At 68.7% G+C, this 24,197-nt stretch carries 27 protein-coding genes and 1 riboswitch; of the genes, 21 read left to right on the top strand and 6 right to left on the bottom strand.

The window, feature by feature from the left end; genetic code table 11:
- Window positions 1-6: 6 nt before the first annotated feature.
- A complete protein-coding gene (gene thiC, locus MMF96_RS03605) occupies window positions 7-1,749 on the bottom strand; it encodes a phosphomethylpyrimidine synthase ThiC (RefSeq protein WP_176617608.1) in 1,743 nt (580 codons plus the stop codon).
- Window positions 1,747-1,857: riboswitch (TPP riboswitch) on the bottom strand. Its footprint overlaps the gene before it by 3 nt.
- Before the next feature lie 50 nt (window positions 1,858-1,907).
- On the opposite strand from thiC, the gene MMF96_RS03600 reads away from it, so the two are divergent.
- The 21 genes from MMF96_RS03600 (at window position 1,908) to MMF96_RS03500 (ending at window position 18,655) form a co-directional block, all read left to right on the top strand.
- Complete coding sequence (locus MMF96_RS03600; RefSeq protein WP_256882588.1) at window positions 1,908-2,414, top strand: GNAT family N-acetyltransferase; 507 nt, start codon at window positions 1,908-1,910, stop codon at window positions 2,412-2,414.
- A 121-nt stretch (window positions 2,415-2,535) separates the two neighbouring features.
- Window positions 2,536-3,273, top strand: coding sequence for a hypothetical protein (locus MMF96_RS03595; protein WP_176617610.1), 738 nt, complete (start codon window positions 2,536-2,538; stop codon window positions 3,271-3,273).
- Window positions 3,270-3,872, top strand: coding sequence for a carboxymuconolactone decarboxylase family protein (locus tag MMF96_RS03590; protein WP_256882587.1), 603 nt, complete (start codon window positions 3,270-3,272; stop codon window positions 3,870-3,872). The genes MMF96_RS03595 and MMF96_RS03590 overlap by 4 nt, the downstream gene beginning before the upstream one ends.
- Before the next feature lie 87 nt (window positions 3,873-3,959).
- Window positions 3,960-5,597 carry an HD domain-containing phosphohydrolase gene (locus tag MMF96_RS03585; protein WP_256882586.1) on the top strand — a complete coding sequence of 546 codons (1,638 nt, stop codon included), beginning with the start codon at window positions 3,960-3,962 and terminating at the stop codon, window positions 5,595-5,597.
- Window positions 5,598-5,647: 50 nt separating this feature from the next.
- The gene (locus MMF96_RS03580; protein ID WP_256882585.1) at window positions 5,648-6,541 is read left to right on the top strand and encodes a VOC family protein; all 894 of its coding nucleotides are present in this window, start codon (window positions 5,648-5,650) and stop codon (window positions 6,539-6,541) included.
- Window positions 6,542-6,574: 33 nt separating this feature from the next.
- The gene (locus MMF96_RS03575) at window positions 6,575-7,027 is read left to right on the top strand and encodes a hypothetical protein (RefSeq protein ID WP_176617613.1); all 453 of its coding nucleotides are present in this window, start codon (window positions 6,575-6,577) and stop codon (window positions 7,025-7,027) included.
- A gap of 218 nt (window positions 7,028-7,245) precedes the next feature.
- Window positions 7,246-7,653, top strand: coding sequence for a 30S ribosomal protein S16 (gene rpsP / locus MMF96_RS03570; RefSeq protein ID WP_176617614.1), 408 nt, complete (start codon window positions 7,246-7,248; stop codon window positions 7,651-7,653).
- 1 nt (window position 7,654) lies between these two features.
- Entirely contained in the window at window positions 7,655-7,897 is a 243-nt protein-coding gene (locus MMF96_RS03565) for an RNA-binding protein (RefSeq protein ID WP_176617615.1), read from the top strand.
- A gap of 151 nt (window positions 7,898-8,048) precedes the next feature.
- A complete protein-coding gene (rimM, locus tag MMF96_RS03560; protein ID WP_176617616.1) occupies window positions 8,049-8,609 on the top strand; it encodes a ribosome maturation factor RimM in 561 nt (186 codons plus the stop codon).
- The gene (trmD, locus tag MMF96_RS03555; protein ID WP_256882584.1) at window positions 8,609-9,433 is read left to right on the top strand and encodes a tRNA (guanosine(37)-N1)-methyltransferase TrmD; all 825 of its coding nucleotides are present in this window, start codon (window positions 8,609-8,611) and stop codon (window positions 9,431-9,433) included. Before rimM ends, trmD begins: the two co-directional genes overlap by 1 nt.
- A 255-nt stretch (window positions 9,434-9,688) precedes the next feature.
- Complete coding sequence (gene rplS / locus MMF96_RS03550) at window positions 9,689-10,048, top strand: 50S ribosomal protein L19 (protein ID WP_176617618.1); 360 nt, start codon at window positions 9,689-9,691, stop codon at window positions 10,046-10,048.
- 15 nt (window positions 10,049-10,063) lie between these two features.
- Window positions 10,064-10,720, top strand: a complete 657-nt coding sequence (gene lepB / locus MMF96_RS03545) for a signal peptidase I (protein ID WP_176617619.1) — start codon at window positions 10,064-10,066, stop codon at window positions 10,718-10,720.
- A 56-nt stretch (window positions 10,721-10,776) separates the two neighbouring features.
- Window positions 10,777-11,634: a signal peptidase I gene (gene lepB / locus MMF96_RS03540; protein ID WP_176617620.1), complete on the top strand. Its 858-nt coding sequence runs from the start codon at window positions 10,777-10,779 to the stop codon at window positions 11,632-11,634.
- Window positions 11,634-12,317: a ribonuclease HII gene (locus MMF96_RS03535; RefSeq protein WP_176617621.1), complete on the top strand. Its 684-nt coding sequence runs from the start codon at window positions 11,634-11,636 to the stop codon at window positions 12,315-12,317. The genes lepB (MMF96_RS03540) and MMF96_RS03535 overlap by 1 nt, the downstream gene beginning before the upstream one ends.
- Before the next feature lie 63 nt (window positions 12,318-12,380).
- On the top strand, window positions 12,381-12,713 hold the full coding sequence (locus MMF96_RS03530) for a DUF2469 domain-containing protein (RefSeq protein WP_176617622.1): 333 nt from the start codon (window positions 12,381-12,383) through the stop codon (window positions 12,711-12,713).
- 195 nt (window positions 12,714-12,908) lie between these two features.
- Window positions 12,909-13,265: a YraN family protein gene (locus tag MMF96_RS03525; RefSeq protein ID WP_176617623.1), complete on the top strand. Its 357-nt coding sequence runs from the start codon at window positions 12,909-12,911 to the stop codon at window positions 13,263-13,265.
- Window positions 13,266-14,819 (top strand): YifB family Mg chelatase-like AAA ATPase, encoded by a 1,554-nt coding sequence (locus MMF96_RS03520; protein ID WP_256882583.1) that lies wholly within the window; start codon window positions 13,266-13,268, stop codon window positions 14,817-14,819.
- Window positions 14,816-16,099: a DNA-processing protein DprA gene (locus tag MMF96_RS03515; RefSeq protein ID WP_256882582.1), complete on the top strand. Its 1,284-nt coding sequence runs from the start codon at window positions 14,816-14,818 to the stop codon at window positions 16,097-16,099. The genes MMF96_RS03520 and MMF96_RS03515 overlap by 4 nt, the downstream gene beginning before the upstream one ends.
- Before the next feature lie 235 nt (window positions 16,100-16,334).
- Complete coding sequence (locus MMF96_RS03510; protein WP_176617626.1) at window positions 16,335-16,868, top strand: macro domain-containing protein; 534 nt, start codon at window positions 16,335-16,337, stop codon at window positions 16,866-16,868.
- A 59-nt stretch (window positions 16,869-16,927) separates the two neighbouring features.
- Window positions 16,928-17,863, top strand: a complete 936-nt coding sequence (locus MMF96_RS03505; protein WP_176617627.1) for a tyrosine recombinase XerC — start codon at window positions 16,928-16,930, stop codon at window positions 17,861-17,863.
- A gap of 288 nt (window positions 17,864-18,151) precedes the next feature.
- Window positions 18,152-18,655: a DUF3145 domain-containing protein gene (locus MMF96_RS03500; protein ID WP_176617628.1), complete on the top strand. Its 504-nt coding sequence runs from the start codon at window positions 18,152-18,154 to the stop codon at window positions 18,653-18,655.
- Between the two features lie 134 nt (window positions 18,656-18,789).
- Here the strand turns inward: MMF96_RS03500 and fabF are convergent, their stop codons facing one another.
- From fabF to MMF96_RS03475, 5 genes are all read right to left on the bottom strand, one after another.
- Window positions 18,790-20,049 carry a beta-ketoacyl-ACP synthase II gene (gene fabF / locus MMF96_RS03495; RefSeq protein ID WP_256882581.1) on the bottom strand — a complete coding sequence of 420 codons (1,260 nt, stop codon included), beginning with the start codon at window positions 20,047-20,049 and terminating at the stop codon, window positions 18,790-18,792.
- A gap of 133 nt (window positions 20,050-20,182) precedes the next feature.
- The gene (locus tag MMF96_RS03490) at window positions 20,183-20,428 is read right to left on the bottom strand and encodes an acyl carrier protein (RefSeq protein ID WP_038462997.1); all 246 of its coding nucleotides are present in this window, start codon (window positions 20,426-20,428) and stop codon (window positions 20,183-20,185) included.
- A gap of 101 nt (window positions 20,429-20,529) precedes the next feature.
- Window positions 20,530-21,591, bottom strand: coding sequence for a beta-ketoacyl-ACP synthase III (locus MMF96_RS03485; RefSeq protein WP_371131016.1), 1,062 nt, complete (start codon window positions 21,589-21,591; stop codon window positions 20,530-20,532).
- Window positions 21,588-22,529 (bottom strand): ACP S-malonyltransferase, encoded by a 942-nt coding sequence (locus tag MMF96_RS03480; RefSeq protein WP_176617630.1) that lies wholly within the window; start codon window positions 22,527-22,529, stop codon window positions 21,588-21,590. Before MMF96_RS03480 ends, MMF96_RS03485 begins: the two co-directional genes overlap by 4 nt.
- A gap of 108 nt (window positions 22,530-22,637) precedes the next feature.
- Complete coding sequence (locus MMF96_RS03475; RefSeq protein WP_176617631.1) at window positions 22,638-23,912, bottom strand: CdaR family transcriptional regulator; 1,275 nt, start codon at window positions 23,910-23,912, stop codon at window positions 22,638-22,640.
- Between the last annotated feature and the right edge of the window lie 285 nt (window positions 23,913-24,197).

Raw genomic sequence — 24,197 nt, 5'->3', positions numbered from 1 at the left:
TGCCGGCTAGCTGCGCGGCACGCTCAACTCCGGAAGGTAGACCTTCGCCCCCGAGGCCATGAACTCGGCACTCTTGGCCGCCATGCCGCTGGCGATCTGCTCCTGGTCCTGCGCCGAGCCGTAGGCGTCCCGGATGTCCTGGCTGATCCGCATGGAGCAGAACTTGGGGCCGCACATCGAGCAAAAGTGCGCCGTCTTGGCCGGCTCGGCGGGCAGGGTCTCGTCGTGGAAGGCCTCCGCCGTCGCCGGGTCGAGGGACAGCGAGAACTGGTCCCGCCAGCGGAACTCAAAGCGGGCCTTCGACAGCGCGTCGTCACGGTCCCGTGCACCGGGGTGCCCCTTGGCCATGTCGGCGGCGTGGGCGGCGATCTTGTAGGTGATCACGCCCGTCTTCACGTCGTCCTTGTTGGGCAGCCCCAGGTGCTCCTTCGGCGTGACGTAGCACAGCATGGCCGTCCCGTAGCGGGCGATCTCCGTGGCGCCGATGGCCGAGGTGATGTGGTCGTAGCCGGGGGCGATGTCCGTCACCAGCGGGCCCAGCGTGTAGAACGGGGCGCCGTCGCACAGTTCCTGCTGGCGTTCCACATTCTCGCGGACCAGGTGGAACGGGATGTGGCCGGGCCCCTCCACCATGACCTGGACGTCGTACTTCCAGGCCCGCCTGGTCAGCTCGGCCAGCGTGTCCAGCTCCGCAAACTGGGCGGCGTCGTTGGCGTCGGCCGTGGAGCCCGGGCGCAGGCCGTCGCCCAGGGAAAATGCCACGTCGTAGCGGGCAAAGATTTCGCACAGTTCGTCAAAGTGCGTGTACAGGAAGTTCTCCTGGTGGTGGGCCAGGCACCAGCCGGCCATGATGGACCCGCCGCGGGAAACGATGCCCGTGACCCGGTTGGCCGTGAGCGGGACGTAGCGCAGCAGCACGCCGGCGTGGATGGTCATGTAGTCCACCCCCTGCTCGCATTGCTCGATCACGGTGTCGCGGAAGATCTCCCAGGTGAGCTTGTCCGCCTCGCCGTTGACCTTTTCGAGGGCCTGGTAGATGGGCACCGTGCCGATGGGCACGGGGGAGTTGCGGATGATCCACTCCCTCGTGGTGTGGATGTCGTCGCCCGTGGAGAGGTCCATGACGGTGTCCGCGCCCCACAGGGTGGCCCACTGCAGCTTGTCCACCTCCTCGGCGATGGAGCTGGTGACGGCGGAGTTGCCGATGTTTGCATTGATCTTCACCAGGAAGGCCTTGCCGATGATCATCGGCTCGGACTCCGGGTGGTTGATGTTGTTGGGGATGATGGCCCGCCCGGCGGCCAGCTCGCTGCGGACCAATTCCACGTCGCAGTTTTCGCGCAGGGCCACAAACCGCATTTCCTGGGTCACGACGCCGGCCCGGGCGTAGTGCATCTGGGTCACCGTGTGCCCCTCCCGGGACCGCAGTGGCGCCCGCTGGGCACCCTTCCACTCCGCCGAGGCGGCGCCGCGCCGCTGGGCCGAGCGGCCGTCGTCGAGCAGCTCGCGGCCGCGGCCCTGGTAGGTTTCGCAGTCCCCGCGCGCCCCGATCCAGGGGTCCCGCAGCGGCGGCAGCCCGTGGACGGGGTCGCTGCCGGGCCCTGCCGTCCGGTAGACCTGAAGGGGCGGATTTTCCCGCCCCGGCGCCGAATCCTCCAGCGTGATGGACGTTACCGGGACCCGCAGGCCATGGTGGTCATCCGTCAGGTAGGACAGTGTGTGGGCAGGGCTTTGTTCGGTGGAATTCACTAGGTGGTACTCACTTCCTTCGCCGGCATTACCCGGACAGGTTCAACGGTCCCGGGCAGCTGCAGCCCGTGTCTCAGCCCCTGCTTCGGGGCTCCCGTGTGGTCAAAGACGAAGTTACACGATCACCAGGTGCCGGTGTCAAGCCGTAGGATCGTTCCATGCTGGAAATCCGTCCCGCGGCGTTGAGTGAATTCTCGCTTTTGCCTGCCCTCGAAGCGGACGCGGACCTGGCCTTCGACACCCTGGACCCGCCGTTCGGCCATCGCGGGGAGTTTCCGCCGCCGGGTACGGCCGAGTCCTATGCCGACGCGTTCCACATCATGGTGGCAGGACGGCCGCCCGTGGGTTTTGCACGCCTGGACATTGTTGACGGCCAGGCCCATTTGGGGCAGCTGGCCGTCAGCCCCGAGCATGCCCGGCAGGGGATCGGGCGGGCGCTCGTCATGGCCGCCAAGGCGTGGGCATTGGAGGCCGGCTTCCACACCATGACGCTGTGCACCTTCGCCGACGTGCCGTTCAACGGCCCGTTTTATGCCGGCTGCGGCTTTGTGGAACTGCCGGAGGAATCGCTGGCCCCGGAACTGCGCCGGCTCCGCCGCGAGGAATCCGCGCTGGGGCTCGATGCCATGGGCCGGCGCGTGGCCATGTCCGCCGGGCTCCGCTGACGGTCCGCCCGGCCCGGCGGCGGTACCCCGAACGGGGCCGGGCCTTAATGGGTCATCTGCCCCATGCGCCCGGGCGGCTGCGGCCCTACGCTGGTCAGAACACCGCATAAGGAGGCCACCCATGGCAACCACAACACCGCAGGAATGCGCGGTCCGGGCCGAGGCGGCAGCAGACATGCCCCCAGACCCCGCCGAACACTTTGCCGGCTACGCGGTCTTGGGGGTTCCGCTCAGTTCGGGCCACTACCTGGCCTTCCGATGCTTCCCGTCCAGTTCAATTGGCCCGGGGTACCGCGCCGTGTGGCTTCGCACGCCCGCGGGGCAGTGGACGGTTTACGCCGACGTCCCGCCGGAACAGAGCTGCGCCAGGTACTTCGGGGCCGCCCTGGCGCAGGCCGTGACCGCACGGGTCGACGCCGAATGGGCCGGCCCGCGGGCGCTCAAGGTGGGAGTGCCCGGCGTCGTCAGTTGGGAACTGGAACTGGGGGTGAGCTGGGCCACCGCCGCCGCCACGGCGGCGGCCCTGCGGCTTCCTTCCGCAGTGTGGCGCCGCGACGGCGTGGTCAACGCCATGGGCCGCATGATGGGACCGGCGCTGGGCGCGGGGCGGATGAAACTTGCCGGCCTGGTCCCCAACGGCCAAAGGTTCCAGGCCAGGCCGCTGCGGCTCTGGACCGTCACGCACAGCCGGGCCGTCATTGGCGGCGAGGACGCGGGAATCCTGCGGGTACTTCCCGGGCAGGAGCACCTGGCCGATTTTTGGCTCCCCCGGCGGGGCCTGTTCGTGGCGGACGTGGGCATCAGGTTCCCGTCCACCGCAGCGCACGCCGGATCACGAAAGGGCGGCAAAACACCATGAGCGTCATTGAAACCATTCCCGAATCCGCTGCTGCGGGGCCCGTTGCGCAGCTGTATGCCGACGACGTCCGGGCGCTGGGCTACGTGCCCAGCCACTCGCGGGCCATGGCCCTGAATCCCGGGGCGTTCGCCGCTTGGCGGGCGCTGCAGGCGGCCATCGCCGGCTCGCTTGGCCTGCGCCGTTACGAACTGGTGACCCTGGCGGCGGCACGCGGGATCGGCTCGGCGGCCTGCCTGCTGGCACACGGCAGGAAGGCCCTGACATTCATGGAGGCGGACGAGTTGGAGCGGGTGGCCCGAGACTACCGGACCGCCGGACTCCCCGCGGATGAGGTCGCCATGATGGACTTCGCCCTCAAGCTCAGCACGGCTTCCGCCACCATGGACGACGCCGATTCCCGCTCCCTGCGCGACGCCGGCTTCAGCGACCGGGAGATCGTGGACATCGCACTGGCTGCTGCAGCCCGCAACTATTTCAGCCGGGCGCTGCACGCCCTGGCCGTGGACGTTGATGTCCCTCCCGGCCTCGATCCGAAGCTGCAGGATGCCCTGCTCGCACCCCTGGGCGGGCCGGCGCATCCTGCGCCGGCCGGCAGCTGACCCCACCCGGGGCCGGAGGTGGCCGGGCCTGGGCCGGACTGCGGCGGGAACCGGTACGCGTCGAGGGCCCGGCCGTAGAATGGGGGTGTGGCGGCACAGGACTTCGGTGATTCCCTCCGGCTTCCCACGGCCCCCGGGCCTGCGGGCATGGTGCCGCGGGCTCCCTTTACCGCCCGGCGCGCCGAGGTGCTGGCGGCCCTTTCCCTGGCCATCGACCTGGGGCTCGGCCAGCCCATGGATCACATGCTGCGCGCCATGCAGCTGGGCGCGCGGATGGCCGATCTGCTGGACATCGGGCCGGAGGCCCGGGCCCGGACGTACTACGCCAACCTCCTGGCCTGGATCGGCTGCCACGCCGACTCCTTTGAACTGGCGGCCCGTTTTGGCGACGACATCGGCTTCCGTGCCGACTACTATCTCATCGACGCCCGGGGGCTGCCCATGCTGACGCTGATGCTGCACCGCACCGGCACCGAACTGCCGCCCCTGCGCCGGGCCGCCCGGCAGTCGCGGTTTGCGGCGACAGCGGGCACGGCGGTGCGGAAGCTGATCCGTTCCCACTGCCTGTCCGCCGGTCAGCTGGCAAACCGGGTGGGACTGGACCCGGGCATGCCGGAGATTCTGGGCCATGCCTTTGAGCGCTGGGACGGCAAGGGGCTCCCTGCGGGGAGGGCCGGCGTTGAAATCCCCCTGGAAATGCGCATAGCCCAGCTGGCGGACACGGCCGAGGTGTTCCTGCGGACCGGAGGCCTGCCCGCTGCGGTGGCCATGGTCCGGCAACGCCGGGGCACGCAGTTCGACCCGGAGCTGGCGGACCTGTTTTGCGCCCGGGCCGCCGCCCTGGCGGCGGGTCTGCTGGAAGGGGACCCATGGCCGGCAGCACTCGCAGCGGCTCCCGGCGATGACGACCTGACCGAGGCCGGGCTGGACGCCGTGCTGGCAGCCATGGGCGACTTTGCCGACCTGAAGTGCCCGTGGACGGCGGGACATTCCCGGGCTGTGGCCTCGTTGGCGGCGGCCGCCGGGCGCGAGTGGGCCCTGCCGGCCACTGAGGTGGAGCTGCTGCGCCGTGCCGGCTGGGCCCATGACCTGGGCCGGATGGGTGTTTCCAACGCGATCTGGGACAAGCAGGCGCAGCTGTCTTCCATGGACCGTGAACGGCTGCAAATGTACCCCTTCCTCAGCGAGCGCATCCTGGGCAGGGTCCCCGGCCTGCGACGGGTGGCGGGGCTCGCCGGCGCACACCGGGAACGGCTCGACGGGTCCGGCTACCCGCGCGGACTCAGCGGCGCCGGGCTGGACGCCGGGCAGCGGATTCTGGCCGCGGCCGATGCCTACCAGGGCAGCCTCGAGCCGCGCCCGCACCGCCGGGCTGCCACGCCTGCCGAAGCTGCCGCCAGGCTGCGCTCCGACGTCGTGGCGGGCCGGCTGGACGCGCGCGCCGTGGACGCGGTCCTGCGGGCCTCAGGCGGCCATGTTGCCCGGCGCCGCAGCCCAGCCGCCGGATTGACACCCAGGGAGCTCGAGGTGCTTGCCTTGCTGTGCCGGGGCATGAACAACAAGGATATTGCCGCCGCCCTGTTCATTGCCCCGAAGACAGCCCGCAACCACGTGGAGCACATTTATGAAAAGACCGGGGCCGCCAACCGGGTTTCGGCGACCCTCTTCGCCCTGGACCATGGACTGTGGGAGCGGGTCCCCGGAACCAACCCCGGAATAAGTTGAAGCTTCAAGTAGTTTGATAAGATATGAACACAACAACCCTTGGAGAAGCCATGACCACCACCCCGCAAGACCTCCTTTCCGCCGACCTGCAAATGGGCACCGTGATGCTCAAGGTCGGGGACATGAAGCTGATGAGCAACTACTACCAAAAGGCGCTCGGCCTGGACATTGTCGTCGAGGCCGACGGCGGCCAGTACCTGGGCCGCGGCACCACGCCGCTGGTCCACCTGCAGCCGGCCGGCGGCCTGCACATCCCCGGCCGCGGCGAGGCCGGACTGTTCCACACGGCCCTGCTTTTCGACGACCAGGCCTCCCTGGCTGCCACCGTGGCCAGCGCCGCACAGTACGACCCGAAGCTGTTTGCCGGCAGTGCCGACCACCTCGTGTCCGAAGCCTTCTACTTCACCGACCCTGAAGGCAACGGCATCGAGCTGTACTGGGACCGCCCCCGCACCGAATGGAACTGGACCAACGGAACGGTGGAAATGGATTCGCTGGCCCTGCCGCCGCAGCACTACCTGACGCAGCACCTGACCGAGAAGTCGGTGACGGGGCAGCGGGACGCCGCCGCCGGCGTCGGCCACGTGCACCTGCAGGTGGGCGACGTGCAGACCGCGGAGAAGTTCTATGTCGACACCCTCGGCTTTGAGCGTACGGCCGGATGGCACGGGCAGGCACTGTTCGTCTCCGCCGGCGGGTACCACCACCACATGGCCATGAACGTCTGGAACAGCCGCGGCGCCGGCCCCCGCAAGGACACGCTGGGCCTGGGTGAGGTCCTGATCAAGCTCCCCGGCCAGGACGACATCGGCGCGCTGGGCGAGCGTTTGGCCCACCACGGCATTGCCGTTGCCAACACCGGGTCCGAAATCCTCTTCGACGACCCGTGGCGCAACCGGATTCGCGTTAGTGTGGAGAGTGCCCCCGCCGCAGCCCACAGCTGACCCGGCACCACCCCTTTCGCGAAAGGCACCCGTGTGGCCCTTTACTCCGAGTTCTTCATAGCCGACCACCACCAGGCCGTTGCCCGTGCCAAGGCCCGTGAGGCCGGAAAATCGCCGGCCGTGGACGTCCCCGTCCTGCCAACGCCGGGCCTGGGAGACCTTGAAATTGAGGTGCTGGGGGAACTGGCGGTGAGGAAGGTCCACGCGACCGGCGTCGGTGCAGAACTGAGCCTGGTGGACATTGAGCTGGACACGCTTTATGCCGTCCCCGATGCCCTGCTGGAAGTTTTCGCCGAACTGGACGCGCCGGAGGATCCGGCCGACGTGGCGGAGCTGGCCGCCGAGTGGGCCGCCGCCGACGAGATGGAGTCCACCCCCGAGGTGACCGGGCCGCTGGTGCGCGCCCTTGCGGCCATGGCGGTATCAGCCATGGCCGCGGCGGAGGACAACGCGAAAATGGGGCTGTTCTTCTTCGCCGCCCCGTAGGCCCGGCCCCGCCCGGTGTTAAATCCGGCAGGCATGCACCGCCCCGTCCACTGGTGTCACACCGATGCGCAATTGTCTGGCATAATGGACGGGTACTCGATCCGTTCGGCCCCTCTCTCCGTTCGATGATCCTGTCCTTTGAAATCCGCGTGATCGGCCCGCCCCACGGGAGCGTGAAACGGAATTCGCCCCTTTTCGAACCAGGAGTAACCACTAAAGTGGCCGTAAAGATTCGCCTTAAGCGCTTCGGCAAGATGCGCGCACCGTACTACCGCATCGTCGTCATGGACTCGCACGCAAAGCGTGACGGCCGTGCCATCGAAGAAATCGGCAAGTACCACCCCACCGAGCAGCCTTCCTTCATTGAAGTGAACTCTGACCGTGCACAGTACTGGCTTGGCGTTGGCGCCCAGCCGTCCGAGCCCGTAGCCAAGATCCTGAAGATCACCGGTGACTGGCAGAAGTTCAAGGGCATCAAGGGCGCCGAAGGCACCTTGAAGACCAAGGAGCCCAAGGTGGCGTTTGTTGCCCCCGAGGCCAAGAACCTTGTTGTCAAGGAAGCCATCACCAAGAAGGCCGCCAAGGCTGACGGGGCCGAGGCTGCCGAAAGCACCGAGGCTGAGTAACTTGCTGGCTGAAGCGCTGGAGCACTTGGTCCGGGGGATCGTTGACTCCCCCGACGACGTCAAGGTGAGCGTGAACAACAACCGCCGCGGGGAATCCCTTGAGGTGCGCGTTCACCAGGACGATCTGGGCCGGGTCATTGGCCGCCAGGGCCGCACCGCCCGTGCCTTGCGCACCGTGGTTGCAGCCTTGGCCCACGGCGAACCGGTCCGTGTTGACGTTGTCGACACCGACCGCCGCCGCTAAGCTGCCGCGACAGGCCATTGCGCCGCGCAGGCGGTGCAGCAGAAGTTTTCAGTAGTAAAGCCACGGATTGGCCCCGGCACCATCATGGTGTCGGGGCCAACTGTTTTCCCGGCCGCCCCGGCCCCACCAACGCACGCCCCAAGGAGTACACATGCAGGTTCAGGTTGCCCGGATCGGCAAGCCCCACGGCATTCGCGGCGAAGTGACCGTCCTGGTCCTCACCGATGCCCCCGATTCACGCTTTGCCGTCGGCGCGGAATTTGCCGCCGAGCCGGCCACCGCCGGCACCCTGACAGTCCGCAGCTCCCGCTGGAACAAGGACATCCTGCTGCTCGGCTTCGAGGGTGTCAACACCCGCAACGACGCCGAACTGCTCCGTGGCACCACGCTGCTCTTTGACTCCGAGGACGACGGGGACGACGACGCCTGGTACGAACACGAACTGCTGAACCTTGAGGTCCGGATCGGCACCCGGAAGGTTGGCAAGGTCACGGGCCTGCGCACCCTGCCCGTGCAGGACCTGTTGATCGTCGAGGACGCCGACGGCGACGAGGTCCTGGTCCCGTTCGTCGACGAAATCGTCCCCGAGGTCAACATCGAGGAAGGCTACGTCCTCCTCACGCCCCCGGAGGGGCTGTTCGCCGTGAACAAGGAAGCCACCGAAAATGATGAAACCGGCGGGGCGGCGGACACGGAAGGCCGGCAGGACTGATGCGCCTTGACGTCGTCAGCATCTTCCCGGAATACCTGGCCCCGCTGGACCTGAGCCTGATCGGCAAGGCCCGCACCGAAGGACTGCTGGAACTGGCCGTCCATGACCTGCGCAGCTACACGCAGGACCGCCACCGCACCGTGGATGACACCCCTTATGGGGGCGGCGCCGGCATGGTCATGAAGCCCGAACCGTGGGCCCAGGCACTGGAGGACATTGCCGGTGCCTCCGTGGCAGCCGCCGACGGCGCGGCCCCGGGACGGAAACCCATCCTCATCGTCCCGTCCCCGGCAGGGGAGGTCTTCACGCAGCGGCTGGCCCGGGAGCTGGCGGAAGAGGACCACCTGGTGTTTGCGTGCGGGCGCTATGAAGGCATCGACGAACGTGTCCTGGAATGGGCTGCGGGCCAGTACACCGTGCGGCCCCTCAGCCTCGGCGACTACGTGCTCAACGGCGGCGAGGTGGCCGTGCTGGCGATGGTGGAGGCCATCGGCCGGCTTATCCCCGGCGTTGTCGGCAACCCCGAATCGCTGGTCGAGGAATCGCACTCCGACGGCCTCCTGGAGTACCCCGTGTACACCAAGCCCTCCAGCTGGCGGGACCGGGAGGTGCCGGAGGTGCTGCTCAGCGGCAACCACGGCAAGATCGCCAAGTTCCGCCGCGAACACCAGCTGCGCCGCACGGCAGCCCGCCGCCCCGACCTGCTGGACAAGCTGGACGTCTCCAACTTCAGCAAGACGGAACGGAACGTGCTCTGGGACCTCGGCTACGCCGTCGTCGACGGACGGGCGGTGCGCCGCCCCGGCGAACCATCAGGTGAATAGCTCGGCGAACAGTTGCCGGGGCCGCGTGCCGCAGCACCGATTGGTGCCGGTGCCGCCCGGTATGGCAAAATAAGGGCATGTGCCTACTGGGCGCGTTCCTGCCACAGGGGGAGCGTTCGTCAACAGGGCGGCACACCGGGCATCCACCACTGAATCCCGGTCTTTCATCTTTCGCCTTCCGTGACTGGCCCCGTGCCGTCCATGGCAGGCGTGACACAAAGCAGATGACCTGTGGCGTTTGCCTGGAGTGAGACTATGCAGATTCTCGATTCTGTTGACGCAGCCAGCCTGCGCAGCGACATCCCCGCCTTCCGCGCCGGTGACACCCTCAACGTTCACGTGAACATCATTGAAGGCTCCCGCTCGCGTGTCCAGGTGTTCAAGGGCTTCGTCCTTGGCCGCCAGGGCGACGGCGTCCGCGAAACCTTCACGGTCCGCAAGGTCTCCTTCGGTGTCGGCGTGGAGCGTACCTTCCCGGTGCACTCCCCGGTCATCGAAAAGATTGAGCTGGTCACCAAGGGCGATGTCCGCCGCGCCAAGCTGTACTACATGCGCAAGCTGCGCGGCAAGGCTGCCAAGATCAAGGAAAAGCGCGACAACGTTCCCGCCAAGTAAAAAGGGAACCGCACTTTGATCCAAGCGAAACGCCAGTCCAGGAAACTGGGCTGGCGTTTTGTTGTTGTTGCCGTGGTGGTGTTGTTCCTGCTCGCCGCGGTGGTGCGCAACGTCTGGGTGGACGTGTATTACATCCCGTCCGGGTCCATGGAACCGCTGCTGCTGACCGGGGACCGCGTGCTGGTCTCGCGCACCGATTTTGCGCACACGCCGATCAAGCGCGGCGACGTGGTGGTCTTTGACGGCACAGGGTCCTTCACGCCGTGGCGTCCCGCCGGCGACCCGCTCATGGCCGCTGCCGTCGCCACCGGGCAGTGGCTGGGCCTGGTGCCCAACAACAACATCTACGTCAAGCGGGTGCTGGGCGTGGCGGGGGACACTGTCAAGTGCTGCACCGCGGCCGGCCTGCTGGAGGTCAACGGCGTTCCGGTGACTGAGAGTTACCTGTATCCCGGGGACAAACCCAGCGAGTTGAAGTTCGACGTCACCGTGCCGCAGGGTAAATTGTGGCTCATGGGCGACCACCGGAGTATCTCAGCGGATTCGCGGTCCCTGCTGGGCATGCCCGGTGGCGGCCTGATCGACACCGGCAAGGTGATCGGAAGGCCGTGGGCCACCGTGTGGCCGCTGGGGCGGATCCATGTTTTGAAGAGCGGCGCCCCCACGCCCTGAGCTGCCGATCCCGCATGTGCAGGACTGATCCGTTGAACTGACCTTAAGGAACCCCCATGGAGCACCAAGCACCCGGCGATCCCGCCCAGTCCCACCCGGACGACGGCGGTGCGCAGGAGGGTGCCCGCGGCACCGGGGCGCAGGGTGCCCACGCCACCCACGGCGCGCACGTCCCCGAGGCCACGGCGTTGGGACGCTTCAGCAGCAGCGCCTGGCGCTGGGGCAGGGAAATTGTCACCATCCTGGCCATCGCCCTGGTGCTGTCCTTCCTGATCAAGACCTTCCTGTTCCGCGCGTTTTACATTCCGTCCGGTTCCATGGAAAACACGTTGCGCATCGACGACAGGATCTTTGTAAACCTGCTGGTGCCGGAACCTTTTGCGCTCAAGCGCGGTGACGTGGTCGTGTTCAAGGACACCCTGGGATGGCTGCCGCCGCAGGCGGCCCCGACCGGGCCGTTTACCTGGATTGGCGACGTCGCCACGTTCCTTGGCCTGGCCCCGGACAGTTCGCAGCAGCACCTCGTCAAGCGTGTCATCGGTCTGCCGGGGGACCATGTGAAGTGCTGTACTGCGGCCGGCAAAATGACGGTCAACGGGGCGGCCCTCACGGAGCCGTACCTTTTCCCGGGGGCCTCTCCCTCGGACACCACCTTTGACGTGACAGTCCCGGCCGGGCACATCTGGGTCATGGGCGACCACCGCAACAACTCCGAGGACTCGCGCGCGCACCAGGCCCTGAACGGGACCGGCTTTGTGCCCATCTCCGCCGTGGAAGGCCGGGCCATCGTGATCGCCTGGCCATTGAACCACCTGGGCATCCTGGGGAACTATCCGAAGGTGTTCGCCGACGTGCCCGCACCGTCAGGCGTGGGCCAGGGGACGTCGTCGGGCGTCGTCCCGGCGGGCAAGTAGTGGCGGCGCCGCCGCCCACCTTGGCCTGGGAACGCGAACTGGCGGCCCAAGGCTACACGCTGGTGGCCGGCTGCGATGAGGTGGGCCGGGGTGCGCTGGCCGGCCCCGTCAGCGTCGGCCTGGTGGTCATCAACGCCGCGACGGCCACCGAACTGCCGGGGGTCAAGGACAGCAAGCTGCTGGGCGGGCCGGTCCGGCAGGCACTCGTGCCGGCCATCCGGGAGTGGGCGCAGGCCCAGGCGGTGGGACATGCCTCGGCGGCCGAGATTGACGCGGTGGGCCTCGTGTCCGCACTGCGCCTGGCCGGGACACGGGCGCTGGCTGCGGTGGCCGCGGAGCTCCTGCCCGGCTATGTCATCCTCGACGGCAACCAGGACTGGCTCTCCGCCCCCGTCCAGCCGGAGCTGCCGTTCCCCGGGCTGCCGCAGGATTCCGCCGGACCCGCCCCGGGCGCGGCCATGACGGTGCGCACCCGCATCAAGGCGGACATGACCTGCCTGTCGGTGGCTGCCGCGAGCGTGCTGGCGAAGGTGGAGCGGGACTCGATGATGGTGGAGCTGGCGCAGGACCATCCGCAGTTTGGCTGGGACGGCAACAAGGGCTATGCGACGGCAGCCCACCGCGCGGCGATCGCCGGGCACGGACCCACGGATTTCCACCGCAAGACCTGGCGGCTGGTGTAGCTTTTCGCCGCGGGCGTACGGAGCCGTTCGTCGCCAGCGCCCCAAGTGATGGATGATGGAACCATGAGCGCTGAGGACCTGGAAAACTACGAAACCGACATGGAGCTGCAGCTCTACCGTGAATACCGGGACGTGGTGAACCTCTTCAGCTACGTGGTGGAGACCGAGCGCCGCTTCTACCTGGCCAACCACGTCGACCTGCAGGCACGCTCCGCCGACGGCGAGGTCTACTTCGACTTGACCCTCCAGGACGCCTGGGTGTGGGACGTCTACCGCACGGCCCGCTTCGTCAAGAACGTCCGTGTCATCACCTTCAAGGACGTCAACGTCGAGGAACTGATCAAGACGGACGACCTCCAAATCCCCAAGGACGGCCGGCTGGGCCCGCTCGGCTGACCCTTCCGGCCCGTACCGGCCGGACCCAGGCAGGCAGGGGAGGACGACGCCGGAACCCGGGTTCCGGCGTCGTCCTTCCTTTTGTGCCCGCCGTCCTTCCTCCACAAGGGGTGCCCGCGCGCCGGCTTTCCACATTTGGCCCAACCATTCCTCCGCGGCACGGAAAAAACCGCCACGCTGGCAGTGGAGGTTGCCATGAGAGCGAAAGATGCATTGGGCCTGAGCGGTGAAAGGCTCGCCGCGGACTATCTCGAGGACCGGGGGATCCGGGTCATCGACAGCAATTGGCGGTGCCCGTCGGGGGAGATCGACCTGGTGGCACTCGATGGTGCCGAACTGGTGATCGTGGAGGTCAAGACCCGCCGGTCGAGGCGTTACGGCGACCCGCTGGAGGCCGTCACGCCGGCCAAGTTGCGCCGGCTGCGGACCTTGGCCGTGTTGTGGGCGAGGGAGCACCGGCACGTCATCGGCGGGCTGCGGGTCGACGCCGTGGGCATCGTCATGAACGGGCGTGCGGAACCCAGCATTGACCACCTCAAGGGGGTGTTGTGAATGGGGATGGGCAGGGCGCTGGCGGTGGCCCTCGTGGGGCTCAACGGCCACGTGATCGAGGTTGAGGCGGACATCGGCCAGACCCTTCCCAGCTTCATATTGCTGGGACTTCCCGATGCGGCCCTGAGCGAGGCGCGCGAGCGCATCCGTTCGGCGGCCCATAACTCCGGGATCCCGTTGAGCCGGCGGAAGATCACGGTCAATCTGGTTCCCGCCTCGCTGCCCAAGAAGGGTTCCGGCTTTGACCTGGCCATCGTCATGGCGTCGCTGGAAGCGGCCGGGGACGTGCGCCGGACCGGGGGAACGGTATTCATTGCCGAACTGGGCCTGGACGGGCGGCTGCGGCCGGTCCGCGGTGTGCTGCCGGCGGTGCTGGCGGCCATGCAGGCCGGCTGGAAGGAGTTCGTGGTGGCGGAGTCGAACCTGGCGGAGGCGGAACTGGTGGCCGGGGCCAAGGTGCGCGGCTACGCTTCGCTGGCTCACGTGGCAGCGGATTTTGACGCCGATCCCCGGGAACTGGTGTACGCCGTGCCCGATGGCCCCACGGCGGCCGCGGCGGGGCCACGCGAAGGCCCGGCCGCCGTGGACCGGGCCACGCCGGACCTCTGCGAGGTGGCAGGGCAGGCCGAGGCCCGGCTGGCACTGGAGATCGCTGCGGCGGGCGGCCACCACCTGATGATGGTGGGCCCACCGGGCTCGGGCAAGACCATGCTGGCTGAACGCCTGCCGGGGCTCCTGCCGGAGCTCAGCGACGACGAGGCCCTGGAGGTGACGGCCATCCATTCGCTGGACCATGTGCGCAGCGGCGTCAATGCCCTGATCCGGCGTCCGCCCTACGAACGCCCGCACCACTCCGCCAGCCCGGCCGCCATCATCGGGGGAGGGACCGGCATTCCCCGGCCGGGGGCCGCATCCCGTGCGCACAGGGGCGTGCTGTTCCTGGATGAGGCCCCCGAATTCGAAAAGCGGGTCCTCGACGCCCTGCGCCAACCGCTCGAAAGCGGCGAACTGGTGCTCCACCGTTCGGCCGGGACGGCCGCCTACCCGGCACGCTTCCAGCTCGTGCTCGCCGCGAACCCCTGCCCGTGCGGGAAGGCGGCGGGCAAGGGCATCAGTTGCGAGTGCACGCCCATGGCGCGGCGCCGCTACTTTGGCCGGTTGTCCGGGCCGCTGCTGGACCGTGTGGACATCCAGCTGCAAGTCAACCGCGTGCAGCTGGCCCAGCTCTCCGACGCCGCACCGCGGGAAGGCACCGCCCAGGTTGCGGCACGGGTGCAGGCGGCACGGGACAACGCCAGGGAACGGCTGCGCCCGTATGGCCTGGTGCACAACGCAGACCTCACCGGCAGGATCCTGCGCGGGCCCCTGCGGCTGCCCCCGGTTGACACGGCCCTGCTGGACCGGGCCATGGGCCTGGGCACCCTGACGGCCCGCGGCTATGACAGGGTCTTGCGCCTGGCCTGGACGGTCGCGGACCTGCAGGGCCGCGAACGGCCCCGCGCCGACGACGTCGGCCTGGCCCTGACACTGCGACAACGAGGAGAAGGACAATGAACGACACCAACCACCGCGGCACGGGCCCAGGCGACGGCAGTGCAGACATCCGCGTGGCCAGGGCGGCCCTGACCCGGCTGATGGAACCGTCCGACCTGGCCGGACTGGCGCTCATTGCCGTCGCAGGCCCCGTGGACGCGCTGGCCTTCATCCGCAGCGGCGCCGCGTCCAGCGCCGTGCTGGAACAGGAGATGACCGAGGTGATGGCCGAGGCCGGCACAGGCCGCTGGCCGGGCCTGGCCGACGCGCTGGGGCGGTGGCGGCCGCGGCTGGCCGACCTGGCCCCCGAACGCGACCTGGGACTGCTGGAACGGTACGGCGGCGGGCTGCTGATCCCCGAAGACCCCCAGTGGCCGGCCTCCCTGGCCGACCTGCAGCTGACGGCACCCATTGCCTTGTGGATGCGCGGGCGCATGCTGCACCTGCCGGGGCAACAGCGCTGCATTGCCCTGGTCGGTTCCCGGGACGGCACCAGCTACGGCGTCAACCTCACCGCGGAAATCGCCTCGTCCCTCGTGCAGCGCGGCTACACCGTGGTCAGCGGCGGGGCCTACGGCATTGACGCCAGTGCCCACCGCGGCGCACTCGCCGCAGCCAGGCAGGACCCCGCCTACTGGGGCGCTGCCCCGCCCGCCGGAGCGGCGCCCCTGCCCGGAGCCGGCGGCACGGCCCAGCCGCCCACCGTGGCGGTCATGGCCGGGGGCCTCGACAGGTTCTACCCGTCGGGCAACGAGGACCTCCTGCGCACCATCACCGAACAAGGCTGCATCATCGCCGAGGTTCCCCCGGGCACCAACCCGACCCGTTACCGCTTTTTGCAACGGAACAGGTTAATCGCGGCGCTGTGTGAAATGACAGTCGTGGTCGAGGCACGGTGGCGGTCCGGGGCCCTCAACACCGCCCACCATGCCGAGCAGCTCAGCCGGTCCGTCGGAGCCGTCCCCGGCTCGGTGTACTCGGCAAACTCCGCCGGCTGCCACCGGCTGCTGCGGGAAGGGGCTGCCGTGTGCGTGACCGACGCGGCGGACATTGCCGAACTGGCCGGAGCCGCCGGGGCCAACCTGGCACCGGAACGGGATGCCGCACCGGCCGTGCACGACGGGCTCGGCGTGGAAGACCTCCTGCTGCTCGACGCCCTGCCGCTGCGTTCGGCCACCACGGTGGACAAGCTCACCGTGGTGGCCGGGCTCGGGACGGCCACCGTGCTGGCGGGCCTGGGCCGGCTGGAACTGCTCGGGCTGGCCGAGCGGCTGAACAACGGCTGGAAGCGCAATCGATGAAGCCGGCCGAAGCACGGGGTGTTGCCCGGCGGTCCAACCAGGTGCAGCAGCCGCTGCCCGGCTGCCGGGCGCGCCGTGGGGGGGCGGCCACAATGCCATCAGTGCGCGAGGGGCCTGCAGGACCCTCTTCCCGCCTGGCGGGTGCGCCGTGGCCGGCATGCCGGGCCGCACGAACCTGGCCGGGAGGGCCGGGTGCCCCTGACAGCGGCAACGGCACCTTTGATAGCGTGGGCGCATGGATATCACCGTTGTCCAGACGGACATCACCACCTTGGACGTGGACGCGATCGTCAACGCGGCCAACCCGGGCCTGCTCGGGGGAGGCGGGGTGGACGGTGCCATCCACCGGGCCGCCGGAGCGGAACTGCTGGCCGAGTGCCGGGAACTGCGGCGCACCCGCTATCCCGGCGGACTGCCCGTTGGGGATGCCGTGGCCACGGGCGCAGGGCTGCTGCCGGCGCGCTGGGTGATCCACACCGTGGGCCCCAACCGCTATGCCGGGCAGGTGGACCGGACCCTGCTGGAGAGCTGCTTTTCACGCTGTTGCGAGGTGGCCGCCGAGATCGGGGCCCGGACCATGGCATTTCCCGCCATCGGCGGCGGGGTGTACGGCTGGTCGGCCACGGACGTCGCCGCCGCGGCAATGGCGGGCCTTGCCGCCGCCGGGCACGCCGCCAGGGTCCGGGGCGGGCCGCAGCTTCCGGAGGCAGTGGTTCTCGTGGCCTTTTCGCCCGCCATGGCCCGCGCATTCCGAGAAGCCGCGGGCTAAGCCGGACCCCGGCGGCGGGTCAGCTTGCCCGGACGGGCCGGACAGCGCACAGTGGGGGTGTGGACCATGACGAACGCACGCACCTGCCCGAACCGCTGGCCCGGGCAGCTGAAGGATTTGAGCGCTATCTTGCCGCGGAGCGCGGCCGGTCTGCGCACACCGTGCGGGCCTACAGGGGCGATGTCGACGCCCTGCTCATCCACGCGGTCGCCGAAGGGGTCACGGGCCTCGGCGGCCTCGACCTGCCGCTCCTGCGCCGCTGGCTGGGCGGGCAAAGCGCGGAAGGCATGTCCCGCTCGACGCTGGCCCGCCGGGCGGCCACGGCCCGCAGCTTTACCGCCTGGGCGCTTCGTGAAGAGCTCCTTGACGTTGACCCCGCGCTCCGGTTGAAGGCGCCCAGGCAGGACCATGCCCTCCCGGCCGTGCTGCAGCAACAGCAAATCCAGCGGCTCATGGCCAGGCTTGGGGAGGCCGCGGCGGGCGGGGACGCAGCAGCACTCCGGGACCACGCCATGGTGGAACTGCTGTACGCAACGGGCATCCGCGTCGGTGAACTATCCGGCACCGACGTCGACAGCCTCAACCGCGAACGCCGCACCCTTCGTGTCCTCGGCAAGGGCGACAAGGAGCGGGTGGTCCCCTACGGGCTGCCGGCCGCCCGGGCCGTGGAACGGTGGCTGCTGGCCGGCCGGCCGCATTTGGCCAAGGACGCCAGCGGACCAGCGCTCTTTCTCGGCAGGCGCGGCGGCCGGATCGACCAGCGCACCGTGCGCACCGTCGTCGAACGGGCCTTTGGCGCCCTGGGGGACACCGCGGCCACGGGCCCGCATACGCTCCGGCATTCCGCGGCCACCCACCTGCTCGACGGCGGGGCGGACCTGCGCGCGGTGCAGGAAATCCTGGGGCACAGCTCCCTGGCCACCACCCAGCTGTACACGCACGTCTCGGTCGAACGGCTGCGCGAGGGCTACCGGCAGGCGCACCCCAGGGCCTGAACCCGGACTGTGCCCGACGTCCGGGAACCCGGACCGGGCCGGCAGCAACCCGGCACCAGGACATTTTTTCGGGCCGTATGGCGAATTTGCCGCGTCCGGTGGCGCAATCGGCCCGGCTACGGCACAATGAGAGGGAACCTTGGGGCGAACGGTGCATTGCCGGAACAAACCAGGGGGAGATAACAGGCCGCTGGCAGGGAAGGGTCGGCACACAAGCAGCTCCGCACAAACAGTTCCATCCGTATGAAGGTCGTTGGGGAAGACGCACCTACTGCAATGGAGGATGGAATGAACGTCGTAATGACGCGCGGTGTCTTGTATGTGCACTCAGCCCCGGCTGTCATGTGCCCACATATTGAATCATCCATCGCCGCCGTGATGGATCAGCGCACGGGACTGCAGTGGACGCCACAGCCCGCGGCGCCCAATGTCATGCGCACGGAATATGTGTGGCACGGCCTGGCCGGCACCGGTGCGCGCCTGGCCTCGGCCCTCCGCGGCTGGGCCAACGTCCGCTACGAGGTCACCGAGGAACCCAGCGCCGGCTGCGACGGCTCCCGGTGGTCGCACACCCCCGAGCTGGGCATCTTCCATGCGGTCACCGACGTCCACGGCAACATCATGGTTTCCGAAGACCGCATCCGATATGCCTACGAGGCTGGCAAGGGCGAGCCTTCCGCCGTCTACCAGGAACTGTCGCTTGCCCTGGGAGAGGCTTGGGACGAAGAGCTGGAGCCGTTCCGGCACGCGGCAGCAGGGGCCCCCGTCCGGTGGCTCCACCATGTGGGCTGACTGACCCCGCTTCATTCCAGCGTCGATCCACCCGAAGCCGGCGCCGTGGCCGCACGCAGCCCCGACCCGAACAAAAGGCGGCGCGCACCTTCACAAGGTGCGCGCCGCCTTCGTGGTTAATGCCAGCGGGGTGCCTAGGCCAGCTCAACCTTGGGCCCGGTGCTGCGGATGGCAACCACGGCATTGTGGCCGCCGAAGCCGAAGGAGTTGTTCAGCGCCATGACCTGGCCGGCGGGCAGTTCGCGCGGCGTGCCGGTCACAACATCCAGGGGGATCTCCGGATCCTGGTTTTCCAGGTTGATGGTGACGGGGGCCAGGCGGTGGTAGACGGCCAGCACCGTCAGCACCGACTCGACAGCCCCCGAGGCGCCCAGCAGGTGCCCCATCTGCGACTTGGTGGCGGAGACGCACACGTTGTCCACGTGGTCCCCCAGCGCGGCCCGCAGCGCAATGTACTCGGGGCGGTCGCCCACCGGGGTGGACGTGGCGTGCGCGTTGACGTGGACCACATCTGTGGCATGGGCGCGCGCGTCGAACAGGGCGGCCTTCAAGGCGCGCGTGGCGCCCAGGCCCTCGGGGTCCGGGGCCGTGATGTGGTAGGCGTCCGCGGTGACGGAGGTGCCCGCCAGCTCGCCGTAGATGCGGGCGCCGCGGGCCAGGGCATGTTCCTCGGCCTCCAGCACCAGGGCACCGGCACCTTCGCCCATGACGAAGCCGTCGCGGTTGACGTCGTACGGCCGCGACGCGTGCTCGGGGTCGTCATTGCGCTTGGACAGGGCCTGCATGGCGGCGAAGGCGGCCATGGGCAGCGGGTGGATGGCGGCTTCGGCGCCGCCGGCCATCACGACGTCGGCCTTGCCCGAGCGGATCAGCTCCAGGCCCATGTGCAGGGCCTCGGTGCCGGAGGCGCAGGCGGAGACGGGAGTGTGGGCTCCTGCGCGGGCGCCGAGGTCCAGGCTGACGGCGGCGGCGGGGCCGTTGGGCATGAGCATGGGCACCGTCATGGGCAGCACGCGGCGGGGGCCCTTCTCGCGCAGGGTGTCCCAGGCGTCCAGCAGCGTCCATACGCCGCCGATCCCGGTGGCGAAGGCCACGGCCAGGCGGTCGTGGTCAATCTCTTCCAGCCCGGAATCCTTCCAGGCCTCGCGGGCGGCCACCACGGCAAACTGGGTGGAGGGGTCCATGCGCTTGGCTTCCACACGGCTGAGGGTCTCGGTGGCTGCAGTCGAGGCACGGGCGGCAAAGTGCACCGGGAGGTCGTACTTTTCCACCCACTCGTCGGTCATGGTGTGGGCGCCGGAAACACCCTTCAGCGCGTTCTGCCAGGTGGTGGGGACGTCGCCGCCGATGGGCGTGGTTGCTCCGAGTCCAGTGATGACTACTTTGCGGGCCATGGTTCAACTCTCTAAAAAAAGAAAAATGTTCAGGACAGACTCAATTAGTGCTGTGGGTGGCCTGCACGCAGTGTGCCGGCCACCCACGAATGCCCCGTGTCGCGCTTGCGGAGGAGGGCAGCAGGGGCGAAAACTACGCCTGTGCGCCGGCGATGAAGCTGACTGCGTCACCAACGGTCTTGAGGTTCTTGACTTCTTCGTCGGGGATCTTGACGTCGAACTTCTCTTCGGCGTTGACCACAATCGTCATCATCGAGATCGAGTCGATGTCCAGGTCGTCCGTGAAGGACTTGTCCAGCTCAACGGCCTCCGGGGCCAGGCCGGTCTCTTCGTTGACGATTTCAGCCAAGCCGGCCAGGATTTCTTCGTTGCTAGCCATTGATGGCTCCTTCTTTTGTTGTTTTCGCTGTGATCAAGGGCTTTGATCTTTTCAGGCAGTGTTGATCAAACCACGTTTGCGGCTTGCCGTGCTAGCTGAACCTAGGGGAGGCGCACCACTTGAGCGCCAAACACCAGTCCGGCACCAAAGCCGATCTGAAGCGAGAGTTTACCGGAAAGCTCGGGATTTTCCGCCAGCAGGCGGTGCGTGGCCAGGGGAATGGACGCCGCGGAGGTGTTGCCGGCGTCGGCAATGTCGCGTGCAATGACGACATCCTCGGGCAGCTTGAGCTGCTTGGCCAGTTCGTCAATGATGCGCATGTTCGCCTGGTGGGGGACAAAGGCGCCAAGGTCCCCGGCGGTGATGCCGGCGTCGTCCAGGGCCTTCTTGGCCATCTTGGCCATTTCCCATACGGCCCAGCGGAACACGGTCTGGCCGTCCTGGCGCAGGGTGGGCCACAGTGTTGCGTGGGCCTCGTCGGCCGCGGCCGATTCGATGTCGTCGGCCTTCATGGCCCGGTCGCTGAAGTCGCGCACCTCGGTGAGCGAGTGGGTCATGCCGATGGCGTCCCACCGCCCGCCGTCCGAGCCCCAGACGCTGGGGCTGATGCCGGGCTCGTCGGACGGGCCGATCACCACTGCCCCTGCGCCGTCGCCGAGCAGGAAGGAGATGGTGCGTTCGTGGTTGTCGATGACGTCGGAGAGCTTCTCGACGCCGATGACCAGCACATATTCGGCCGTTCCGGAGCGGACCAGGGCATCGGCCTGGGCCACGCCGTAGCAGTAGCCGGCACATGCGGCGGAGATGTCGTAGGCCGGGGCCGGGGTGGCGCCGAGCCGGTCCGCGATCATGGCGGCGGCCGACGGCGTCGCATACGGGTGCGTGACCGTCGCGACGAGCACGGTGCCGAGCTGTGCCGGCTCGATGCCGGCGCGCTGGATGGCCTCGGTTCCGGCAGCGACGGCCATGTCGATGACGGAGACGTCGCGCGGGGCGCGGTGGCGGGTGATGATGCCGGTGCGCTGGCGGATCCACTCGTCGGAGGAGTCGATCCACTGGCAGACGTCTTCATTGGTGACGACCACATCGGGGCGGTAGGCGCCAACGCCCATGATCCGGGCGCCGCTGCGTGCGGTGTGTTGATTCAACGTGGCTGTGCTCACTTATGGTCCTCTTCCTGCTGCGCGTGCCCGTTCAGCAGTTGCTTGGCGGCTTCCAAATCATCGGGCGTTTTCACTGCAACGGTAGCAACACCGCTCATGCCGCGCTTGGCCAGGCCCGTCAGGGTTCCGGCGGGCGTCAGCTCGATCAGGCCCGTGACCCCCATGGCGGACATGGTCTCCATGCACCGGTCCCAGCGCACGGGCCGCGACACCTGGGCGATGAGCGACTCAAGGGCCGCTGTCCCGGAAGGCACGACGGCGCCGTCGTAGTTGGAGAGCAGGGGCACCTTGGGGGCATGGGGGGAAAGCGACGGGGCGAGGGCCTCCAGCGCGGAGACGGCCGGTGCCATGTGGTGGGTGTGGAACGCGCCGGCCACCTGGAGCGGAATGACCCGGGCCTTGGCCGGCGGGGCGGCGACGAGGGCGTCGATCTGCTCCAGCGTGCCGGCGGCGACCGTCTGGCCCTTGGAGTTCATGTTGGCCGGGGCCAGGCCGGCGGCGGCAATGGCGGCCAGGACCTCCTCCGGGTCCCCGCCCACGACGGCGGCCATGCCGGTGGGCGTGACGGCAGCGGCGTCCGCCATCCTGTTGGCGCGTTCGCGCACAAACGCCATGGCGTCCGCGTAGGACAGGGTGCCGGTCAGGGCGGCTGCGGTAATTTCACCGACGGAGTGCCCGGCCACCACCACCTGCAGGGATTCCAGCGGAACGTCGAGCAGCGCCTCCGCGGCCACCAGGCCGGCGGCGACGATCAAGGGTTGCGCCACGGCGGTGTCCTTGATGGTTTCGGCGTCCGAGGTGGTGCCGTGGGCGATCAGGTCAAGGCCCGCCGCTTCGCTGAGGGACGCCAGTTTTTCCTCGACGCCGGGGCGTTCGAGCCAGGGCGCAAGGAAGCCGGGCGTTTGGGACCCCTGACCAGGGCAGACTATTGCAAGCACATTTACCAGCTTTCCAAACTTAAGGGTGTTTGCACGGTGTTTGCGTGCACCAAGCTCACGAGAAGGATTTGTAGGAAGTCTACAATATCGCCGCCGGGTTCAGGGGCGTCAGCCGCGCGCAGCCGGGCGCTCGGGCGCCTGCCTGGGCGGGGCGGCCAGGCGGCCCACCACGAGGGCTGTCTGCAGCACAAAAGCCTCGCGGGGGACCAGCGGGTCCCAGCCGGTGACGTCGCAGACGCGGCGGAGCCGGTAGCGGACGGTGTTTGAGTGGACAAACAGGTCCCGGGCCGCAGCCTCCAACGAATGGCCCAGCTCCAGGTAGCTGTTGAGTGTCTCCACCAGCCCGTTGGACGCTGCCACGAGGGGCTGGTAGATGCCGGCCACCAGCGCCCGGCGGGCCGAGTCGTCGCCGGCCATGACGCGTTCGGGCCACAGGTCGTCCGCCGAGACGGGCCGGGGCGCACCCGTCCAGCCCTTGGCCGCGGCCATGCCGGCAAACGCGGCCTGGGCTGACGCCGTGGCATCCGCCAGCGTGGCGGCGAGCGGACCGTAAACCACGGGGCCGGCCGCGAACAGGTCACTCAGGCGCAGGTAGGCGGTTTCGGGGTCGGCAACGTTGCCCAGCACCAGGATCAGCCGGTCGCCCTGGATGCCCACCATGACGTCCGCGGCAAAGCGGCCCGCGGCGCGGCGCAGCGTGGCCAGGAACGTGGCGTTGGCCTCCGCCGGGGCCGGGCCCACCATGATGGTGAAGCGGTTGTGGGAGGTCCAGCCCAGGGCGGAAATGCGTGACTGGAGTGCATCCGGGTTCTCCCCGCGCTGGATCCCGTCAACCGCCAGGGCCTCCAGCCGGGTGTCCCAGGCGCCCCGGTTTTCCGCTGCACGGGCGTAAACGTCGGCTGCCGCAAACGCCACTTCACGCGAATAGCGCAACACCGCCTCGCGGAGGGCCACCTGCTCGCTGGCGGCCGCCAGCTCCGGCACCCTATCCTCCACCACCTGCACCACGGTGCGGATCAACTGCAGGGCACGCTGCAGGCTGATGGACCGCGTCAGCTCCGTGGGGGCCGTGCCAAAGACATCGGAGAGCACCCAGCTGGGCGAGGACGGCTGTTCGTACCACGAGACAAAGGCGGCTATCCCGTTTTGTGCCACGAGCCCCAGGGTGGACCGTTCATCCGCGCTGAGCCGGCGGTACCAGGGCAGGGTGTTCTCCAGTTCACGCAGCATCGTGGTGGACAGGGGCCCGATGGTGGCGCGCAGCCGCTGAAGTGTCTCGGGGGACGCCTTGGCCTGCCCCGGGCGCCGGCGTTCCCGTGCCGGTTTCGGAACGGGGGAGACCGCGGCGGGGGCGGCTGCCGTGCCGGAATTCTTTGCTGCCATTCCTCGAGGATATGTCCTCCGACCCCCAAAGCCGTTAATTGTGTGAATTCTACAACCGGACGACGGCGCGTGCCCGGCACGGGCGCCGGCCGTTCCGGGCACGCAAAAGGGGCCGGTACAGGCAAACTGCCCGTACCGGCCCCTTTCGGCTTGTTGTCGCCGGGCTTGTTGTCGCCGGTTGGGGTTAGCTGTCGCCTCCGGCGTTGCCGGTGGTGCCGGCGTTGACGTTGAGGAGGTCGTATTTGGTGGCGGCCTGGCGGGGTGTGTCGGGGTTGATTTTTCCGT

Origin of the sequence: Arthrobacter sp. STN4, from assembly GCF_024539665.1 — a bacterium.
Lineage (GTDB): Bacteria > Actinomycetota > Actinomycetes > Actinomycetales > Micrococcaceae > Specibacter.
This window is presented reverse-complemented; position numbering and strand designations above follow the sequence as displayed.

What these genes read in the sequence shown, in the direction of transcription:
- MMF96_RS03600 (WP_256882588.1), top strand. Translation starts at nt 1,908, where the DNA reads ATGCTGGAAATCCGTCCCGCGGCGTTGAGTGAATTCTCGCTTTTGCCT.
- MMF96_RS03595 (WP_176617610.1), top strand. Translation starts at nt 2,536, where the DNA reads ATGGCAACCACAACACCGCAGGAATGCGCGGTCCGGGCCGAGGCGGCA.
- MMF96_RS03590 (WP_256882587.1), top strand. Translation starts at nt 3,270, where the DNA reads ATGAGCGTCATTGAAACCATTCCCGAATCCGCTGCTGCGGGGCCCGTT.
- MMF96_RS03580 (WP_256882585.1), top strand. Translation starts at nt 5,648, where the DNA reads ATGACCACCACCCCGCAAGACCTCCTTTCCGCCGACCTGCAAATGGGC.
- rimM (WP_176617616.1), top strand. Translation starts at nt 8,049, where the DNA reads ATGCAGGTTCAGGTTGCCCGGATCGGCAAGCCCCACGGCATTCGCGGC.
- trmD (WP_256882584.1), top strand. Translation starts at nt 8,609, where the DNA reads ATGCGCCTTGACGTCGTCAGCATCTTCCCGGAATACCTGGCCCCGCTG.
- rplS (WP_176617618.1), top strand. Translation starts at nt 9,689, where the DNA reads ATGCAGATTCTCGATTCTGTTGACGCAGCCAGCCTGCGCAGCGACATC.
- lepB (WP_176617620.1), top strand. Translation starts at nt 10,777, where the DNA reads ATGGAGCACCAAGCACCCGGCGATCCCGCCCAGTCCCACCCGGACGAC.
- MMF96_RS03530 (WP_176617622.1), top strand. Translation starts at nt 12,381, where the DNA reads ATGAGCGCTGAGGACCTGGAAAACTACGAAACCGACATGGAGCTGCAG.
- MMF96_RS03525 (WP_176617623.1), top strand. Translation starts at nt 12,909, where the DNA reads ATGAGAGCGAAAGATGCATTGGGCCTGAGCGGTGAAAGGCTCGCCGCG.
- MMF96_RS03520 (WP_256882583.1), top strand. Translation starts at nt 13,266, where the DNA reads ATGGGGATGGGCAGGGCGCTGGCGGTGGCCCTCGTGGGGCTCAACGGC.
- MMF96_RS03515 (WP_256882582.1), top strand. Translation starts at nt 14,816, where the DNA reads ATGAACGACACCAACCACCGCGGCACGGGCCCAGGCGACGGCAGTGCA.
- MMF96_RS03510 (WP_176617626.1), top strand. Translation starts at nt 16,335, where the DNA reads ATGGATATCACCGTTGTCCAGACGGACATCACCACCTTGGACGTGGAC.
- MMF96_RS03500 (WP_176617628.1), top strand. Translation starts at nt 18,152, where the DNA reads ATGAACGTCGTAATGACGCGCGGTGTCTTGTATGTGCACTCAGCCCCG.
- fabF (WP_256882581.1), bottom strand. Translation starts at nt 20,049, where the DNA reads ATGGCCCGCAAAGTAGTCATCACTGGACTCGGAGCAACCACGCCCATC.
- MMF96_RS03490 (WP_038462997.1), bottom strand. Translation starts at nt 20,428, where the DNA reads ATGGCTAGCAACGAAGAAATCCTGGCCGGCTTGGCTGAAATCGTCAAC.
- MMF96_RS03475 (WP_176617631.1), bottom strand. Translation starts at nt 23,912, where the DNA reads ATGGCAGCAAAGAATTCCGGCACGGCAGCCGCCCCCGCCGCGGTCTCC.